15 protein-coding genes are annotated in these 17,734 nt (G+C 60.1%); 7 read left to right on the forward strand and 8 right to left on the reverse strand.

Annotation, left to right across the window (positions count from 1 at the left end; all coding sequences use genetic code 11):
• Window positions 1–4: 4 nt before the first annotated feature.
• The 7 genes from C7477_RS10250 (at window position 5) to C7477_RS10280 (ending at window position 7,741) form a co-directional block, all read left to right on the forward strand.
• On the forward strand, window positions 5–1,141 hold the full coding sequence (locus C7477_RS10250) for an alpha-D-ribose 1-methylphosphonate 5-triphosphate diphosphatase (RefSeq protein ID WP_110751737.1): 1,137 nt from the start codon (window positions 5–7) through the stop codon (window positions 1,139–1,141).
• A complete protein-coding gene (gene phnN / locus C7477_RS10255; protein WP_245411801.1) occupies window positions 1,134–1,721 on the forward strand; it encodes a phosphonate metabolism protein/1,5-bisphosphokinase (PRPP-forming) PhnN in 588 nt (195 codons plus the stop codon). The genes C7477_RS10250 and phnN overlap by 8 nt, the downstream gene beginning before the upstream one ends.
• Before the next feature lie 14 nt (window positions 1,722–1,735).
• Window positions 1,736–2,038 (forward strand): hypothetical protein, encoded by a 303-nt coding sequence (locus tag C7477_RS19510; protein WP_181418391.1) that lies wholly within the window; start codon window positions 1,736–1,738, stop codon window positions 2,036–2,038.
• A gap of 81 nt (window positions 2,039–2,119) precedes the next feature.
• Window positions 2,120–2,824: a FadR/GntR family transcriptional regulator gene (locus C7477_RS10265; protein ID WP_110751739.1), complete on the forward strand. Its 705-nt coding sequence runs from the start codon at window positions 2,120–2,122 to the stop codon at window positions 2,822–2,824.
• Between the two features lie 23 nt (window positions 2,825–2,847).
• On the forward strand, window positions 2,848–4,392 hold the full coding sequence (locus C7477_RS10270) for a UxaA family hydrolase (protein WP_110751742.1): 1,545 nt from the start codon (window positions 2,848–2,850) through the stop codon (window positions 4,390–4,392).
• A gap of 266 nt (window positions 4,393–4,658) precedes the next feature.
• Window positions 4,659–5,678 (forward strand): zinc-binding alcohol dehydrogenase family protein, encoded by a 1,020-nt coding sequence (locus C7477_RS10275; protein WP_110751744.1) that lies wholly within the window; start codon window positions 4,659–4,661, stop codon window positions 5,676–5,678.
• Between the two features lie 296 nt (window positions 5,679–5,974).
• Window positions 5,975–7,741 carry a GMC family oxidoreductase gene (locus C7477_RS10280; protein ID WP_110751746.1) on the forward strand — a complete coding sequence of 589 codons (1,767 nt, stop codon included), beginning with the start codon at window positions 5,975–5,977 and terminating at the stop codon, window positions 7,739–7,741.
• 28 nt (window positions 7,742–7,769) lie between these two features.
• On the opposite strand, the gene C7477_RS10285 is transcribed toward C7477_RS10280, so the two are convergent.
• The 8 genes from C7477_RS10285 to C7477_RS10320 form a co-directional block, all read right to left on the reverse strand.
• Entirely contained in the window at window positions 7,770–8,456 is a 687-nt protein-coding gene (locus C7477_RS10285) for a GNAT family N-acetyltransferase (RefSeq protein ID WP_110751748.1), read from the reverse strand.
• A gap of 147 nt (window positions 8,457–8,603) precedes the next feature.
• Window positions 8,604–10,445 carry an ABC transporter ATP-binding protein gene (locus C7477_RS10290; protein ID WP_110751750.1) on the reverse strand — a complete coding sequence of 614 codons (1,842 nt, stop codon included), beginning with the start codon at window positions 10,443–10,445 and terminating at the stop codon, window positions 8,604–8,606.
• Window positions 10,446–10,457: 12 nt separating this feature from the next.
• Window positions 10,458–11,306 carry a sulfite exporter TauE/SafE family protein gene (locus C7477_RS10295; RefSeq protein WP_110751794.1) on the reverse strand — a complete coding sequence of 283 codons (849 nt, stop codon included), beginning with the start codon at window positions 11,304–11,306 and terminating at the stop codon, window positions 10,458–10,460.
• A gap of 1 nt (window position 11,307) precedes the next feature.
• On the reverse strand, window positions 11,308–13,110 hold the full coding sequence (locus C7477_RS10300) for a gamma-glutamyltransferase family protein (protein WP_110751752.1): 1,803 nt from the start codon (window positions 13,108–13,110) through the stop codon (window positions 11,308–11,310).
• A gap of 19 nt (window positions 13,111–13,129) precedes the next feature.
• On the reverse strand, window positions 13,130–13,999 hold the full coding sequence (locus C7477_RS10305) for an ABC transporter permease (protein ID WP_110751754.1): 870 nt from the start codon (window positions 13,997–13,999) through the stop codon (window positions 13,130–13,132).
• Complete coding sequence (locus tag C7477_RS10310) at window positions 13,996–14,943, reverse strand: ABC transporter permease (protein ID WP_110751796.1); 948 nt, start codon at window positions 14,941–14,943, stop codon at window positions 13,996–13,998. Before C7477_RS10310 ends, C7477_RS10305 begins: the two co-directional genes overlap by 4 nt.
• 126 nt (window positions 14,944–15,069) lie before the next feature.
• A complete protein-coding gene (locus C7477_RS10315) occupies window positions 15,070–16,521 on the reverse strand; it encodes an ABC transporter substrate-binding protein (RefSeq protein ID WP_110751798.1) in 1,452 nt (483 codons plus the stop codon).
• Window positions 16,522–16,645: 124 nt separating this feature from the next.
• On the reverse strand, window positions 16,646–17,461 hold the full coding sequence (locus C7477_RS10320; protein ID WP_110751756.1) for an FCD domain-containing protein: 816 nt from the start codon (window positions 17,459–17,461) through the stop codon (window positions 16,646–16,648).
• Window positions 17,462–17,734: the final 273 nt, after the last annotated feature.

A 17,734-nucleotide genomic window follows, 5' to 3' on the forward strand; every position in this document is an offset into this window, starting at 1 on the left:
CTGAATGCCGCAAGAAACCGTTCTCTCCAATGCGCGGATCGTCCTCGAAGACGAGATCGTCACCGGCTCCATCCTCATCCGCGACGGGCTCATAGCGAGCATGGACAGCGGCCTTTCCGCCGGGGGCGAAGACCTGGCGGGCGACTATGTCATTCCGGGCCTCGTCGAACTTCACACAGATCATCTGGAATCCCATTACAGCCCGCGTCCCGGCGTCGTGTGGGACAGTCTCGCGGCGCTGCAGGCGCATGACGCGCAGGTCGCCGCCTCCGGCATCACCACGGTGTTCGATTGCCTGCGGATCGGGTCCGACGAGGATTCAGGTTTCAGACAAGGCGAGATGCGCGCTATCGCCGATGCGATCCAGTGCGCCACGGCGGAGGATCGCCTGCGCGCCAGCCACTTCATCCATCTGCGCTGCGAAGTCTCGGCACGGGACGTGCTGGAGCATTTCGCGGATTTCCACGGCGACCACCAGGTAAAGCTCGCCTCCCTCATGGATCACGCTCCGGGCCAGCGCCAGTTTCAGACACTCGAACAGTATACGCTCTACTACAAGAAGAAGCGGGGACTGAACGACGCCGATTTCGAGCGCTTCGTGGCGAGGCGCATCGAGGAGTCGAACCGCTATGCCGCTCCGCACCGCCGGGCTATCGTCGAAGCGTGCGGGGAGCAAGGTATCGCCCTTGCCAGCCATGACGACGCGACTGTCGAGCATGTCGCGGAATCCAGAGGCTTCGGGGTTCGCGTGGCGGAGTTTCCGACGAGCATGGAGGCCGCGAAGGCCTCGCACGAAGCCGGCATGGCGGTACTGATGGGCGCGCCCAATGTGGTGCGCGGCAAATCCCATTCCGGCAACATCTCGGCCAAGGAACTGGCTTCATCAGGTGTGCTCGACGTGCTTTCGTCGGATTATGTGCCCTTCAGCCTGATCCACGCGCCGTTCGTGCTCGCCGATGAAGGCGGCATGAGCCTTTCAGAAAGCATACGCCTCGTGAGCTCAACGCCGGCGCGAACGGTCGGACTGAACGATCGCGGCAGCATCGCCATCGGCCTGCGCGCCGATCTGGTGCGTGTGCGCCGAAAGGCCGGCGTGCCAGTCGTCCGCTCGGTCTGGCGCGAGGGCCGCCGCATTGCCTGAAGCAGAGATCGGTGCCGGTACGCTGCTGGCGATCGTCGGTCCGAGCGGCGCGGGGAAAGACAGCCTGATCGCCTATGCCCGAGAACGGCTGGCATCGGATTCATCGGTTCTGTTCGTGCGCCGTGTCGTCACGCGCCCGGCGCTCGCATGTGCCGAGGATCACGACACCTGTTCCCCTGAAGTCTTCGCGGCGGCCCGGATCGCCGGAGCCTTCGCAGTCGATTGGGAGGCGCACGGCCTCAGCTATGGCGTGCCGCTTGAAACGCACACCCATCTTGAACAAGGCGGGGTTGCGGTTCTCAACGGCTCGCGCGCGGCCCTTTCTCAAATCCGGTCCGCGTTCGGCAGGGTAACGACGGTCCGCATCACCTGTGATCCCGATATCCTGGCGGCGCGGCTGGCTGCCCGCCGTCGCGAAAGCGATGCCGAGATCCAGCGGCGCCTGCGACGCGCGACGATGGAAGCCGGCGATATTGGCGATGCGATCGAGATAGACAATAGCGGCGAGCTTGCCATCGCTGGTGATACTCTGGTGTCGGTAATCCGCACTATCCAAATGGGCCATCTGCTCCTTGAATAAATCCGCTCAAGCGGGTGTTTCAACGGACGCGCGCGGCTAACGCCCCTCACGGTCGATACTATGGCGCGCTGATCCAGAGATTTCCGTCCGTATCGAGCAAGGCGGACACCGGCGCCTTCATTCAGCGCGGCGATACGCCGGGCGCTTTGCGGATTGGAGGTCGTCTGCACGACTCCGATGGTGCCGACAGCATCGCCACGCGCCAAAGCTTCCGCGATGAAGAAATCGGCATGCGCCAGCAGAAAACGGCTGGTGCCGAACTGCAGGATGCTTGGCTTTTCATGCATGGCGTCCTCTCCCCACCTCGTGAACCTTAAGCGACGCGATGGGAATTGGTCAAGCCAGTTATTGTAATTCCCTAAAATGGCCCGCATGGTAAGGCCAATTTCGGAGGAAGCATGAACGAGCATCCCGGCCACGCGGAACCGCGCAGGCTTTACCAGCAAATCGCAGACAGTGTCAGGCATCTGATCCGTGAGGGCCGGTTTCCCGCCGGAAGCAGGCTGCCTGCGGAGCGCGAGCTTGCCCAACAGCTTGGCGTGTCGCGTCCTTCGCTCCGCGAGGCGCTGATTGCGCTCGAGATCGCCGGCAATGTCGAAATCCGCATGGGCTCGGGCATCTACGTCACGAAAGAACCCGAGGCGCGGGCTTTGCAAGGCATTTCCATCGGGGAAAGCCCGCTCGAAATCATGCAGGCGCGACAGGTGATCGAGGGCAGTCTCGTGGGGTTGGCTTGCGCGCGGATGACCCCGGAGGCGCTCACCCGGCTTCGCGCGACGCTCGATGCGATGCGGGCGAATGTCGGCGCGGATCGCAAGGCGATGGAGCTTGACCGGCAGTTTCACCTGCTCATTGCCGAACAGGCCGGTAATTCCGTCCTGACGCGCATTGTCCGCGATTTGTTCGACGAGCGGCACAGCCCTTTGACGGCGCAGATCAGAAGCCGATTCGAGGACAACGATACCTGGGTCTCGGCCTTGGCCGAGCATGAGATGGTCTATGCGGCGCTGGAAGCGCGGGATCCGCTTCTGGCGCAAGCGGCCATGCGCACGCATCTGGAGCGGTCCAAGCGGCGCTGGATGGATAATGAGCCGCGTGACTAACGTGGCCGGGGGAGGTTTGAACTATGAACGATAACGTTGCTACGGCGATAGCGGCCGTCATCCTGCTGCACCACTCCGACGATGTCGCGGTTGCGCGCATACCGGTTCGTGCCGGGGACCCTGTCGGGTTGGATGGGATCGTGGCACGCGAATTCATCGGGCGCGGCCACAAGGTCGCGATCCGTGCCGTGCCTGCGGGCAGGGAAGTCCTGAAATACGGACAAATTATCGGCGTTGCGACGAAGGACATCGCGCCGGGCGAGCATGTGCATTTGCACAATCTCGCCATGCTGCCTTCCGAGCATGAGCACCAGTTCTGCGTCGATATCGAGGAGCGCGGCATGGTGCCGGAGGCGGAGCGCCGGCACTTCATGGGCTATGATCGCGGGGCGGGCGGCGTCGGCACGCGCAACTTCATTGGCGTGATTTCGTCAGTGAATTGCTCGGCGACAGTGTCGCGCTACATCGCCGATTATTTCAACCGCATGGGCGGCCTCGATGGGTTCAGCAACGTCGACGGCGTGGTCGCGCTGACGCATGGCAGCGGCTGCGCACTCAACACCAAATCGGAAGGGTATCGCCTGCTGACACGCACCATTCAGGGCTATGCCAGGCATCCGAACTTTGGCGGCGTGCTCCTGATCGGGCTTGGCTGCGAAACCAACCAGATCGCGCCGATCCTTGAGCATTATCGCATGGAGGAAGGCGCGCGCCTGCGCACCATGACGATCCAGCAGCATGGCGGCACCCGTAAGACCATCGACGCGGCCATTGAACATATCAAGGAGATGCTGCCGCTTGTAAACGCAGCCAAGCGCACCGAACAGCCGCTGTCGAAGCTGAAGGTCGCGCTCGAATGCGGGGGGTCGGATGGCTATTCCGGTATTTCGGCCAATCCGGCGCTTGGGTTCGCCTCCGATCTCATCGTTCGCAATGGCGGCACGACGGTTCTTGCGGAAACGCCTGAGATCTATGGCGCGGAACATCTTCTGACGCGGCGCGCCGTGACACCCGCAGTGGCGGAAAAACTGTTGCAGCGCATCGACTGGTGGCGCGATTATACCGCGCGTAACGGCGATGAGCTGAACAATAATCCCTCGCACGGCAACAAGCTCGGCGGCCTCACCACCATTCTGGAAAAATCGCTCGGCGCGGTCGCCAAGGGCGGCTCCATGCCGCTCAAGGCCGTCTATGAATTTGCGGAAACCGTGACCGAACAGGGTTTCGTCTTCATGGACACGCCGGGCTACGATCCCGTCGCCGTCACGGGCCAGGTGGCGGGCGGCTGCAATGTCATCTGCTTCACGACGGGTCGCGGCTCGGTTTCCGGCTTCAAGCCAGCGCCCTGCATCAAGATATCAACGAATTCCGAAATGTACGAGCACATGAAGGAAGACATGGATTTGAATTGCGGCGGCATCGTCACCGGCGAGGAGACCATCGAGGAATCCGGCACCCGTATCTTCGAGCATATCATCGCGGTTGCATCGGGCGAGAAGACGCTGAGCGAAATCTACGACTATGGCGACAACGAATTCGTTCCCTGGCAGGTCGGCGCCGTAACGTAATAGTGGGGCAGCCTATTAACCCCCTTCGGTCGTCATCCTCGGGCTTGACCCGAGGATCCACGGCAAGGGAGCACTGGTCCTTCCGCCACGCCAACTCGTTCCATCAGGAGCGGCGATCCATATCAATCTCGGTAATTCATGATCCAGTTGCGCATAATAGTTTCGTTTCCGCCCCTTTGCCGTGGATCCTCGGGTCAAGCCCGAGGATGACGACCGGAGAGGTTGAAGATGCCCAGCAAGGCGGCGGAATAGGAAAGGAAATATTCATGGTCAAGGCTCTGCGTATCGAGAGCGAAAACGTCACCCGCTTTGCTGAAATCGACGCAGCGCCCTTGTTGCCCGGTCATGTCCGAGTCCGGGTGCGCCATGTCGGCCTGTGCGGAAGCGATCTGAACACGTTCAAGGGACTCAATCCGCTGGTGCGGCTCCCGCGCATTCCGGGGCACGAGATCGGCGGCGAGATCATCGAGGCAGGGGAGGGAGTCGGTGCCGCCTATGCGGCGGGGAAGCGCGTGATCGTTCTGCCCTACACCAATTGCGGCGAATGCACCTCCTGCCGTAAGGGGCGGCTCAACGCTTGCCGTTATAACAAGACGCTCGGCGTGCAGCAGGATGGCGGCTTGGCCGACGAGATCATGCTGCCTGCCGAAAAGCTGATCCTCAATGAAACGCTGGAGCCGCGTCACCTGACGCTGGTCGAGCCGCTTTCGGTCGGCTTTCATGCGGTTGCGCGCGGCCGTGTCGAGGCGGGAGAAACGGTGGCGGTGCTCGGCTGCGGCATGATCGGCATGGGGGTGCTGCTTGGCGCCGCCGCGCGCGGTGCAAAGGTGATCGCCATCGATCCGAGCGCTGAAAAGCGCGAACTCGCCTTGCGGTTCGGTGCGGCGCACGTTCTGCCCAGCGGTGACGATGTGGTGGAGAAGGTGATGGACCTGACAGGAGGCGACGGCGTGGATGTCGCCTTCGAGGCGGTCGGGTTGCCGCTTACCTTCACCCAGGCCGTCGATCTCGCCTGCTTCGCCGGGCGCGTCGTCTATGTCGGCTATTCCAAAGCGCCGGTGACCTACCAGACGCAGTTCTTCAACCTGAAGGAACTCGACATCATGGGCTCACGCAACGCGACACTCGCCGATTTCGAGGCGGTGATCGGCCATCTGGAAAAGCTCGGGTCCGAGGCGGACAGCCTCATTTCGAAAGTGTTCCCGTTCGCCGAGGCGGAAGAAGCGCTGCCCTATTGGGACGTCAACCGCAACGATGTGTTGAAGGTGATCATCGAGAGGACCTGAATCGAAGCTTTGCCTGGTCTGCAACTTCGCCAAGGTGCAGGTCAGCGACTTCACGAAACAGGCCTTCAGCATGTATCTGGCTCTGTTCGGGTTCCTCCTGCTCGTCACCTGTTAGCGTATTGAGCCATGAAAAGAGCGCGGTTGTTCCGCGCTCTTTTCGAACAAGTGGACCGCCACGATAATATAGATATAGCTATCAATTATTGAAAATATTCATAAAACACTTTGAGCAATACTTGTATTATGTATTATGGCCATAGATCTTCCTCATGGAAGCTATGAAGGGTAAGGGGACAATGGCGACGAAGCTTCCGCGCAAGGATGTCGTGATCATCGGGCTGGGCTGGACCGGCGCGATTCTCGCCAACGAACTGACGGACGAGGGGCTCGATGTCGTCGCCATAGAGCGCGGGCCGTGGCGCGATACGGCGACGGATTTCAACGTCGGCTACATGCCGGATGAACTGCGTTATGCGATCCGAAAGGATCTTTTTTTAAGGCCTGCACAGAGCACGCTCACTTTCCGCAATAACATCGCTCAAGAGGCGCTGCCGGTTCGCGAGTTCGGCTCGTTCCTGCCCGGCAATGGCGTCGGCGGTGCCGGTGTGCACTGGAGCGGCTGCACCTGGCGTTTCCTGCCCAGCGATTTTCGCTGCCGCAGCCATCTCGCGGAGCGGTATGGCCCGAAATTTATCCCGCGGGAGCTGACAATCCAGGATTGGGGCATCACCTATGAGGAGATGGAACCCTATTACGACAAATTCGAATATCTCGCGGGGATTTCCGGCAAGGCCGGCAATATCAATGGGAAGCTGCAGGAAGGGGGAAATCCTTTCGAAGGGGCGAGGGCCCGCGACTATCCGCTGCCGCCGCTCGATATGAATTATGGCGCGGCTCTATTCGCCCAAGGCGCGCGCGAGGCCGGTTTTCATCCGTTTCCGATTCCGGCGGGGACCATATCGCGGAGTTATACCAATCCGCTGGGCGTGGTGATGGGCGCCTGCACCTATTGCGGCTTCTGCGACCGTCATGGTTGCGCCAACTATTCAAAGGCGAGTCCGCAGACGACGGTGCTGCCGGTTCTGATGCGGAAAGCCAATTTCGAGGCGCGCACCGATAGCGAGGTGATCAGGATCAATCTCGACCGGTCCGGCAGCCAGGCCACCGGGGTCACCTATGTCGATGCTGAGGGACAGGAATGGGAACAGCCTGCCGATATCGTGCTGGTTTGCGCTTTTATCCTGTTCAATGTCCACTTGCTTCTGGTGTCCGGCATCGGCAAGCCCTACGACCCGAAGACGGCGACAGGCACGGTCGGGCGCAACTATGCCTACCAGACCTATGCCGGCGTTGAGATGTTCTTCGACAACAAGAACTTCAACCCGTTCATCTCCACCGGAGCCATGGGGCAGTCCATGGACGACTTCAATGGTGACAGCTTCGACCATTCGGGTCTCGATTTTGTCGGCGGCGCCGGGATTATGTACAACCTGACCAACGGACGGCCCATCGCCACGCGCCCGACACCGCCGGGAACGCCGCGCTGGGGCTCGGTATGGAAGAAGGCGACCACCGACAATTATCTGAGCAATCTCTATCTCAACGCCCAGGGCTCAAGCTATGCAACGCGCGGCAATTATCTCGATCTCGACCCGACCTATAAGGATCGCCTTGGCCGTCCGCTCCTGCGAATGACGTTCGATTATCCGGATAATGACATCCGCATGATCAATTACGTCAACGGCAAGGCTGAGGAGATCGCGAAAATCATGAATCCGCGCCAGGTGGTACGGCACGATCTGGCGAAGCCTTATACGGTCGTGCCTTATCACAGCACACACAATACCGGCGGCGCGATCATGGGTAGCGATCCCACGACAAGCGCCGTCAACCAATATCTGCAAAGCTGGGATGTCCCGAATGTCTTCGTTATCGGTGCCTCCGCCTTTCCGCAGAATGCCGGTTATAATCCTACCGGCACGGTCGGCGCATTGGCGTTCCGGGCTGCGGATGCCATCCGCACCCATTATTTGAAGAGCCGGGGTCCGTTGGTGCCGGCATGAGGGAAATCTTGATCATGTCAGGAACTGCTTAAAGGCTTTGAGGCCGTCGGCTGGTTTGAAGGTCATGGAGGCTTTGCATAGCCACTCCGTCCTCATCGAAATTCTCATCGGAAAGCCAGGTCTCGATCACGCCTTTGGCGTTTTCCCATTCGGTATCCAGAAGGGACAGGATTATCGTGTCGCGGTTTCTGCCCTTTACGATCATATGCTGCCGCAACTGTCCCTCTCGCTGAAATCCGAGGCGAAGGGCTGCTCGTTCGGATTTGACGTTGCGGCTGTCGCAGCGCCATTCACAACGCCGGATTTTCAGTCCTTCAAAGGCATAGCGCATCAACAGATAAAGCGCTTCCGTTCCGCCTCTCGTTCTTTGAAAAACTGGAAGGAACAGAACATAGCCGATTTCAACCGTCCGGTGTTCTTCGTCGGCCTTCATCAAGGCGATCTGGCCAAGCAGCGCGGATGACGACAGGTCGACGATCGCAAATCCTGAAAATTGTTTCGAAGCGCATAAGCTTTTCAGATGGGTCTTATATGCATCGGCATCCTGAAATGGGCCGTCGCGCATAAATCGCCATAGTTCAACTCCTTCTTCGCCATTGGAGGCGGAAATATGGGAGGCAGAAAAGAGCTGATCTGCATGTCGATCCGGATCCAGTGCAATCAATCTTACGGATTGCCCTGCCAAGAGATCATCATCTGTTTGCGGCTCTATCATTCAACGGCATTCCATTACGCATCTTATCCGGGCGGATGGCTGGCATCATACAGCGATTGGAGGAAAAAAGCCCGACTAGAGTATGATCCCGAAAAGTTGCAGACTTCCAGGTAAGATCATGCGGCTAAAACAAAGACTGCATCGGCGTCAATTCGGCCACTCATCACCCCATTCCTGCACCAAATGATCGGGCCGGATCTGCCGCATTGGCCGTGGCTTTGGCTGATAGTCCGCGGGGCGAATAGGGCTTTTCAGTTCGCTGACTTTCAGCGCCGGGCGCTGGTCGCGGCGGGAGGGGTCGGGAACGGGAACCGCCGAGAGCAGGCGTTTCGTATAGGGATGGCGGGGATCGCTGAAAATGTCGGCCCGGGTGCCGATCTCGACGATTTCGCCCAGATACATGACGGCGACACGGTGGCTGATGCGCTCGACCACGGCCATGTCATGACTGATGAACAGAAATGCCAGGCCCAGGTCCCGTTGCAGATCCAGCATGAGATTGACCACTTGCGCCTTGATGGAGACATCGAGCGCGGAGACCGCCTCATCGGCGACGATCAGCTTCGGACGTAGGGAGAGCGCGCGAGCGATTGCGATGCGCTGGCGCTGGCCGCCGGAAAACTCATGCGGATAACGGTCCGAAATTTCAGGGCCGAGACCGACCTGACGCAGCAATTCGCCCACCCGTTCACGCGCTTGGCGAGGGCTGCACAGACCATGAGCAATCATGGGCTCGGCAACCGCTTCTCCCACTTTCATGCTTGGATTGAGGCTTGCGAAAGGATCCTGGAAGATGAGCTGCATATCGCGGCGGCGTTCCCTGAAGCGGGAGGGGCTCAAGGAGAGGATTTCTTCGCCATCGAGACGGATTTCACCAGATGTCGGATCGCTGAGGCGCATGATCGCCCGTCCGGTTGTGGATTTCCCGCATCCGGATTCGCCGACCAGCGCCAGGGTTTCTCCCTGGGCAATGTCGAACGATACATTTTCAACCGCATGCACGCGTCCCACGACGCGGCTGAAAAGACCTTTGCGAATATCGAAATATTTGCGCAAGTTCTTGACTTCGAGCACCGGATTTGCGGGTTTTGCCACGATTTGAGCGGACGCGGTTTCTCCGCTTTCTTCCGCTTCAACCGGCAAGCCGGTGTCGCGATCGATCTCGATGAATTTTTTGGGCCTCGCCTCCCCCTGCATCGAGCCGAGCTTGGGAACCGCCGACAGCAAGGCGCGCGTATAGGGATGCTTGGGCGTATTGAAAATTTCTGCGGTCATACCGCTTTCGACGATACGGCCTTGCAGCATGACGATGGTCCGGTCGGCAATTTCAGCCACCACGCCCATATCGTGAGTGATGAAGAGAACCGACATGCCTTCTTCCCGCTGCAGCTCGCGGATGAGATCGAGAATCTGCGCCTGGATGGTGACGTCAAGCGCAGTCGTCGGTTCGTCCGCGATCAGAAGTTTCGGACGGCAGGCGAGCGCCATGGCAATCATCACCCGCTGGCGCATGCCGCCTGAAAGGCGGTGCGGAAAGTCATGGATGCGGGTCGCCGCCGAAGGGATGCGGACGCGTTCCATCAGGCGCACCGCTTCCGCCTCGGCTTGCGCTTTGCCCATGCCGCGATGGGTCATGAGAACCTCCCCCAGCTGGAAGCCGATGGTGAGGCTCGGATTGAGCGACGTCATCGGCTCCTGGAAGATCATGGCGATCTCATTGCCGCGAATGCGTCGAATGGCGGCATCGTTCATTGTGCTCAATAACTTGCCGGAAAAGCGGATATCGCCTTCGATGCGGCTGCTGCCTGGCGCGAGCAGACGCATGAGGGCAAGGGAGGTGACGCTTTTGCCCGAACCGGATTCCCCGACGATCGCAACGGTGGTCCCCGCCTCGATGGAAAAGGAAATGTCGTGGACGACGCTTGTCCATCGCCCATCGCTCAGGAAGGAGACACGCAGGTTCTGGACGGAGAGCAGCTTGTCTTGCATGAGGTGAACCTTTTACACGAAGAAGCTGGCGAGAAAGCGCAGGCAGATGAAGAGCAGGAACAGGCCGAAGGCCACCTCCAGCTTCCGCTTCGACAGGCTGTGTGCCAGTTTCACCCCGAAGGGCGCCGCGATTATGCTTGTCGGAATGAAGAGCAGCAGACCGAGAAGGGAAACGTAGCCCAGCGCCATGGGCGGTTGCAGCGCCGCCACGTCGGGAAATTCGGCTGCGCGCGGCCAGCCCGCATAGATATAGCCGAGCGCGCCCGGAATGGAGATGAGAACGCCAAGGCCTGATGATGTGGCCACTGCCTGATGGATCGGGCGATTGTAAAAGGTCATGAACAGATTGGAGAGCTGGCCGCCGCCAATGCCCATGAGGGATGACAGCACGCCAATCACCAGGCCTACGATCCCGGTAGCCGTTTTGCCGGGCACGTCATCGCCGAACCGCCAGCTATCCTTGCCAAAGAGAAGGCGGATGGCGGAAACACCGGCTACGGCCACGAATACGGATTTGAAGACCTCCTCAGGCGCATAGCGGGCAATGATGCTACCGAGAATAACGCCGATCACGACGGGAATGGCCCAGACCCGGAGCAGGCTGGTATCCACGACGCCTCGCGCCAGATGCGACCGATAGGAGCGGATCGAGGTTGGAATGATGATGGCGAGTGATGTGCCGACGCAAAGCGGCATACGCACCTCCTCCGGAACCGCCATATAGCGAAACAGCTCGTAGAGGATGGGAACGATCACGGTTCCGCCGCCGACGCCGAAAAGCCCGGCGAGGATACCGGTCACGCCGCCCGCGACAAGAAGGCCGGTCCCCAGCCACAGCATCTGATAAAGATCGAGCCCCATTTCAGCGCCCGACCGCATAGGCTTGCATGAGGCGCGGGGTCGCGGCGGCCTTGAGCAGACCGTTTTCCATGCGTTCGGCGGCGGTCAGGCGGCCGACGGTCCATTCATCGACCACCTCGACGTCATGGCCGCGTTTCCTTAATTCTTCGATGGCTGGCGCACCGATGCTCCGCTCGATGACGAGCCGTTTGAGGATCGCCTCGCGCGGATAGAAGGACGACGGAAAATGCATGGTATGGAACAGCGGCAGGTCGATGCTTTCCTGAAGATTAAGGCCGTGATGCACCCGGCGCAGGAACAGCAGCATCTGCCATTGATCCTGCTGGTCACCGCCCGGCGTGCCGAAGACCATGCGCGGCTTGCCGTCCAGCAAGGCGAGCGACGGCGTCAGCGTGGTGCGCGGGCGCTTGCGCGGGGCAAGGCTCGACGGCAAACCCTCCTCCAGCCAGAACATCTGCGCCCGCGTGTTGAGCGCGAAGCCGAGTTCGGGAATGATCGGCGAGGATTGCAGCCAGCCGCCTGAGGGTGTCGCCGAGACCATATTGCCGAAACGGTCAATGACATCGATATGCACCGTGTCGCCGCGCTTTTCCGTGCGCAAGTGAGCCATGGTCGGCTCACCGGCGCCATGGGTATCTTTCTTCGTTGCGCCCGCATAGCGGAACTGGGCGATGGCCCGCTCGCGCTGCGCCTCATATCCGGCTACCCACCCCGGTTCGAGACTGGGCGAGGCGGTGGAGCCCATCAGCTTGCGCCGCTCGGCATTATAGCTTTCAGACAGCAAATGCTCCATTGGCACGGTCACGAAGTCGGGGTCGCCGTAATAGACCTCACGGTCCGCGAAGGCGAGTTTCATGGCTTCGATGGTGGTGTGGACGAAATCCGGCCCCGCCGTGTCCATCGCCGCAATGTCCGTTTCTTCAAGCAGGGCCAGCGTTTGCAAAAAGGCCGGTCCCTGTCCCCACGGGCCGGTCTTGGCCACGGTCCAGCCGTGATAATCATAGGTCAGCGGCGTTTCGTAGGTGGCGCTCCAGCGCGCCATGTCGTCTGCGGTCAGAATACCATTGTGCCGCTCGCCGCTGGTATCCATCGCCTCGGTCTCGCGGCAGAAACGGTCGATGGCCTCGGCGACGAACCCGCGATAGAACGCGTCGCGCGCCCGGTCGATCTTCGTCTCCCGCGTGCCGGACGTGGCTTCCGCCTCATCGACAATGCGCTGATAGGTATCGGCAAGGGCTTCGTTGACGAACAGCTCGTGGGCCTTGGGCAGATTGCCGCCACGCGCCCACAAGGCATAGGAAGTCGGCCATTCCTTCTCGAAGAAGGGCGCCTGATCGCGAATAGTGTTGGCGACACGCGGCAGCAGCGGGTGGCCGTGACGCGCATAGGAAATGGCGGGTTCCAGCACCTCGCGGAGTTCAAGCGCCCCATGGTCGCGCAGCATCAGCATCCACGCGTCGAAAGCGCCAGGAACGACCGTTGCCAGCAGGCCAGAGCCTGGAACCAGATCCAGCCCTTCGCTCCTGTAGCGCTCGATTGTTGCCGCATCCGGCGTCACGCCCTGACCGCAGAGCACTTCCGTTTTGCCAGTGCGGGCGGAGTGGAAGATGATCGGCACCTCGCCCGCCGGCCCGACCAGATGGGGCTCCACGACCTGCAACACGAAGCCCGCCGCGACGGCGGCGTCGAATGCATTGCCGCCGCGTTCCAGCATCGCCATTCCGGCGGCGGAAGCCAGCCAGTGCGTGGATGTGACGACGCCGAACGTTCCAAGAATTTCCGGACGGGTGGTGAACATGCTCATTGGGTATTTCCTTTGCAGATCAGTTTTCGCGCGGATCGATGGCGTCGCGCAGGCCGTCGCCGAGAAGATTGAACCCCAGAACGACCAGAAAGATCGCGGTCCCCGGCCAGATGGACATCCAGGGCGCCTGGGAAATGAAGTTCTTGGCCGTATTCAGCATCGATCCCCAGGAGGGATTGGGCGGCTGCTGGCCAAGACCTAGGAAGGAGAGGCTCGCTTCCGCGATGATGGCTGCAGCGATGGTAAGCGTCGTCTGCACGATGATCGGGGAGAGCGCATTGGGCAGGATGTAGCGCCAGATGATGCGGGGATGACGCAGTCCCACGACCTTTGCGCCTTCCACATATTCTTCCGCCCGAACCATCATGACCTGTCCGCGCGTGAGCCGGGCGAAGATTGGCGCCGCCGAAAGGCCGATTGCGATCATGGCATTGGTCAGGCTCGCTCCGAGAAAAGCGGCGAGCGCAATTGCGAGGATGAGAAAAGGGATGGCCAGTGCCGCGTCGATGACGCGCGAGATCACGCTATCCAGCCAACCGCCGAAATAGCCTGCGACAATGCCGAACGGAACGCCGACGATGACCGCGATGAGAACCGAAACACCGCCCGCCAGCAAGGATGTACGGGCGCCGTAAGCCATGCGGGCGAAAAGATCGCGCCCGAGTTCGTCCGTGCCGAGCCAATGCTGCAGCGATGGCGGCTTGCGCAAGGCGATGAAACTGGTCTTGAATGGGTCTTCGGTGGCGATGAAGGGCGCGAAAATCGCAAGAAGCACAAAGAAGCCGACCAGGATGGCTCCCGATACCGCGGCGCGGTTGCGCAGGAATTTGCGCGAGGCCCGATTGCCCTGCCAGCGGGCGCTTGTGGAAATACCGGTAGCGCTGTTCATGATGCGTCCCGCAAACGTGGGTTGACCAGAATGTAGAGAATGTCGGCAAGGAGGTTCATCAGGATGAAGCCGATTGCCGTGCACAGGACGACGCCCTGCACGACCGCGTAATCGCGGGTGAAAACGGCATCGACGATGAGTTTGCCGAAGCCGGGAATGGTGAATATCTGCTCCGTCAGCACCGCTCCGGCGAGGAGTTCGCCGAACAGAAGCGTGGCGAGCGTGATGATCGGGACCAGCGCATTGCGTAGGCCGTGCCGCACGATCACGGTCCTCTCGTCGAGGCCCTTGGCGCGGGCGGTGCGGACATAATCCGACCGCAGCACGCCGAGCATGGCCGAGCGGGTGTGACGCATCAGCACGCCTGCAAGCCCGGTGCCCAGCACGATTGCCGGCATGATCATGGTGCGGATATTCTGCCACGGGTCCTCAAGCGGGGACGTATAGCCCGACGAGGGCAGCAGCTGCCATTTCACCGAGACGACGAGGATGAACAGGATGCCGAGCCAGAAATTGGGGATGGAAAGCCCCGACAAGGCTGCAACATTGATGGTGTAATCGGTCAGGCTACCTTTACGCACCGCAGACACGATCCCCGCCGGAACGCCGATGAGGAGGGCCACGACCATGGCGAAAGCGGCAAGCTGGATCGTGACCGGCAGCTTCTGGGCGATGAGTTCGAGAACGGCCTTTTCGGTGCGTATGGACAGGCCGAAATCGCCCGACAATATCTGTTTCAGCCATACGTAATACTGCACGGGCACTGGATCGTTCAGCCGGTATTTTTCCTGCAGATAGGCGATGGTCTGCGGATCGCGGTCTTCGCCCGCCATTGCCAGGATCGGATCGCCCGGCAGCAGTTTCTGCATGCCGAAGACCAGCACCGAAACCAGAAAGAGTGTGGGCAATACGACCACGCAGCGCCGTATGATCAGTTCAAGCATGGGATTCGGAAACCTCTGGAGCATGATCCCAAAAAGTTGCAGACTTCCAGGTAAGATCATGCGGCTGAAACCAAGAATGCTGGACGGAGGCGGCGAGGGGGTCGCCGCCTCCGCTCTTCGCGCCGGTCAGTTGGTGATGGAAACGCCTTTCAGGCGCACCATCCCATCTGGATAGGCGACGAAGCCCTTCAAATCCGCGCGCGCCGCGAATGGCCACGGCTGGTAATAGAGATAGACGATCGGCAGTTCATCCTGGATGATGGCCTGCGCTTCATCGTAGATCGCCTTGCGTTGCGCCTGATCCGTGGTCGCGCGCGCCTTGTTCAAAAGCTCGTCCACTTTTTCATTGCAATATCCCGCGTCGTTCAGATTGCCCTTGCAGGTGTCGAACTGGTGGATATTGCCGTCAGGATCGGCGCGGCCGGACCATCCGCTCTGGCCGGCTTCATAGGACTTTTCCTTGAGCGTGCTCTGCAGGGCGGCGAATTCGGTCGGGCGTAGCGAAATGTCGAAACCGGCCTCCGACGCCATGGCCTGGATAAGCTCGTAAACCTGCTGGGATGTGGAATTATTGCCATAGGAGATCTCGAACTTCACGCGTTCCAGCCCAGCCTCCGCCAGGAGTTTCTTGGCCTTTTCCACATCACGGGTCACTGTTTCGAATTTCTTGTCGTAAGCGAAGCTGGTGGGCGGGAAGGGCTGGTGAGCCGGCTGGAAAATGCCCTGGCCTACCACCTCGTTGATGGCATTGCGATCGATGGAGAGTTCGAAAGCCCGGCGCACGCGCTTGTCGTGACCGATGGGGAAACTGTCCTTGTCACCCTTGGTCATGTTGAAGGTCAGTCCCTGGTAGCCCGTGCCGGTGACCGGATAGAAGGCGAGCTTGCTGTCGTTCTTGACCGCCTCGATATCGGAGGAGGCGAGGCGTTCGATCAGGTCGAGTGAGCCGGACTGCAGATTGGCAAGCCGCACCGTCGTGTCCTGAATTGGCAGGAACGTCACCTTGTCGAAGTGATAATTGGCTGCGCCCCAGTAATCGTTGAATTTTTCCAGAACGATGCGGTCATTCTGGACACGGCTGACGAATTTATAAGGACCTGAACACACCGGATTCTGGGCGAAATCGCCATCCGTGAATGCCTTGGGCGACATGATCATGCCGGCGCGGTCGGCGAGCTGCGATAACAGCGAGGCGTCAGGCTTGACGAGATGGACTTCAAGATTGGTGTCGTCCACGACCTTGATGCTGTCGATCGATGCCACCTCGCTCTTGCGCAAGGACTCGGCAAGGCTCTTGGCTCGTTCAAGATTGGCTTTCACGTCGGCTGCCGTGATCGTCGAGCCGTCATGGAATTTCCCGTCGCCGCGCAGCTTTATGCTCAGAATTTTCCCGTCGTCGGACCATTTCCATCCTTCGGCAAGCTGCGGCTGAATCTCCAGTTTTTCGTTGATGTCGAAGAGCTTGTCGCAAAGGGAGGTGAATACGATGCGTCCAACAAAAGTGCGCGCGCGGTGCGGGTCAAGGACATCGGCATCGTCCTGCAGGCCGATGCGCAAATCCGCCGCCATTGCCGGCATGATCCAGCCGGTACTTAAGGCCGCGACGCCGCAGATAACGCCGGTTTTGGTAAGAAATCTGGAAATCCGCTTCATCTTTTTCCCCTTTTGGTTTTTCGTGAAGAGTTGCGGTTATCTTCGGAGTCTAGGCCTCCATGGGTATGCCGGCTTTCGCGCCCCCGCCGATTTCGGCAATGACGGCGTCGCGCAAGGAGGTCACATGCGCCCGCATGGCGGCTTCGGCATCCAGCGGATGCAATCGGCGGATGGCATCCAGAATGGCCGCGTGTTGCTCAATGGACAGGGCTGTTTGCCCGTTCGACCGTATCCGGGCGCGAAACTGGCGCCATGACGGGCTTTGGCGGATACCGTTGATCATCGCCATGATGGCGATGAAAAGCTGGCTGCCTGAGGCATCGGCAATTTTCGCATGAAACGCGGAATCCCAGCGTTCCCAGGACGCGGCATCCGTCGATTGTTCCGCCTTCAACGCCAGGCGTTCCAACTGCTGGATGAGGGCGGGAGTAGCGCGCGCGGCAGCCATTCGTGCCAGGGCAGGCTCTATTTCGATACGAACATCCATGACTTCCAGAGGGTTCGTATGCTCCGCGAGGCGCATTGCAGGCATCCCCGCCAGCGGGGCGGGCTGGCCGCCAAAAGTGCCCTGGCCTTGCTTGCGCCAGATCAGGCCTTCCTTTTCCAGAATGTCGAGCGCCACGCGAATGGTCCGGCGCCCTACGCCCAGAAGCTCAACCAGTTGCCGTTCGGGCGGCAGCCGGATGCTTGCCTCGTCCGAAGGACTTTCGAGCATCGAACGCAGTTTTTCCAAAGCAGCATTTATCTGTTCGCTGCTCTCCATGGATGACGAATAATGAACCATTGGCGTTATTGGTCCACACTCGATCCAGCTGGATTCTTGTCCCGCTGCATAAAGTTCTCCCGGCATTTCATGCCTTATCATTTTGTTCCCGTCTTCATTATAAACGGTACTTTTTGTTTCGTTTCAAGCAGGAAATTTGGAATAATAGAGAACCAATAGAGTATTGGTTCAGGGATGGGCCGGCGTGGGAGCAATGGCGGCCTGCGGGTTCCTGATGTTAGACTGAAAGCGTGGCAAGCCGGCTCTGCGAAAGGTCGATCAATCGCCAATGCGCGCCCGAATATTCCGCTGCCCACGCCTGGCATCAATGGAATGGGCGGGGCAGATTGCACTCAATAACCGCGAATGCGCGCG

Source organism: Paramesorhizobium leguminum, assembly GCF_003217235.1.
Taxonomy (GTDB): domain Bacteria; phylum Pseudomonadota; class Alphaproteobacteria; order Rhizobiales; family Rhizobiaceae; genus Paramesorhizobium; species Paramesorhizobium leguminum.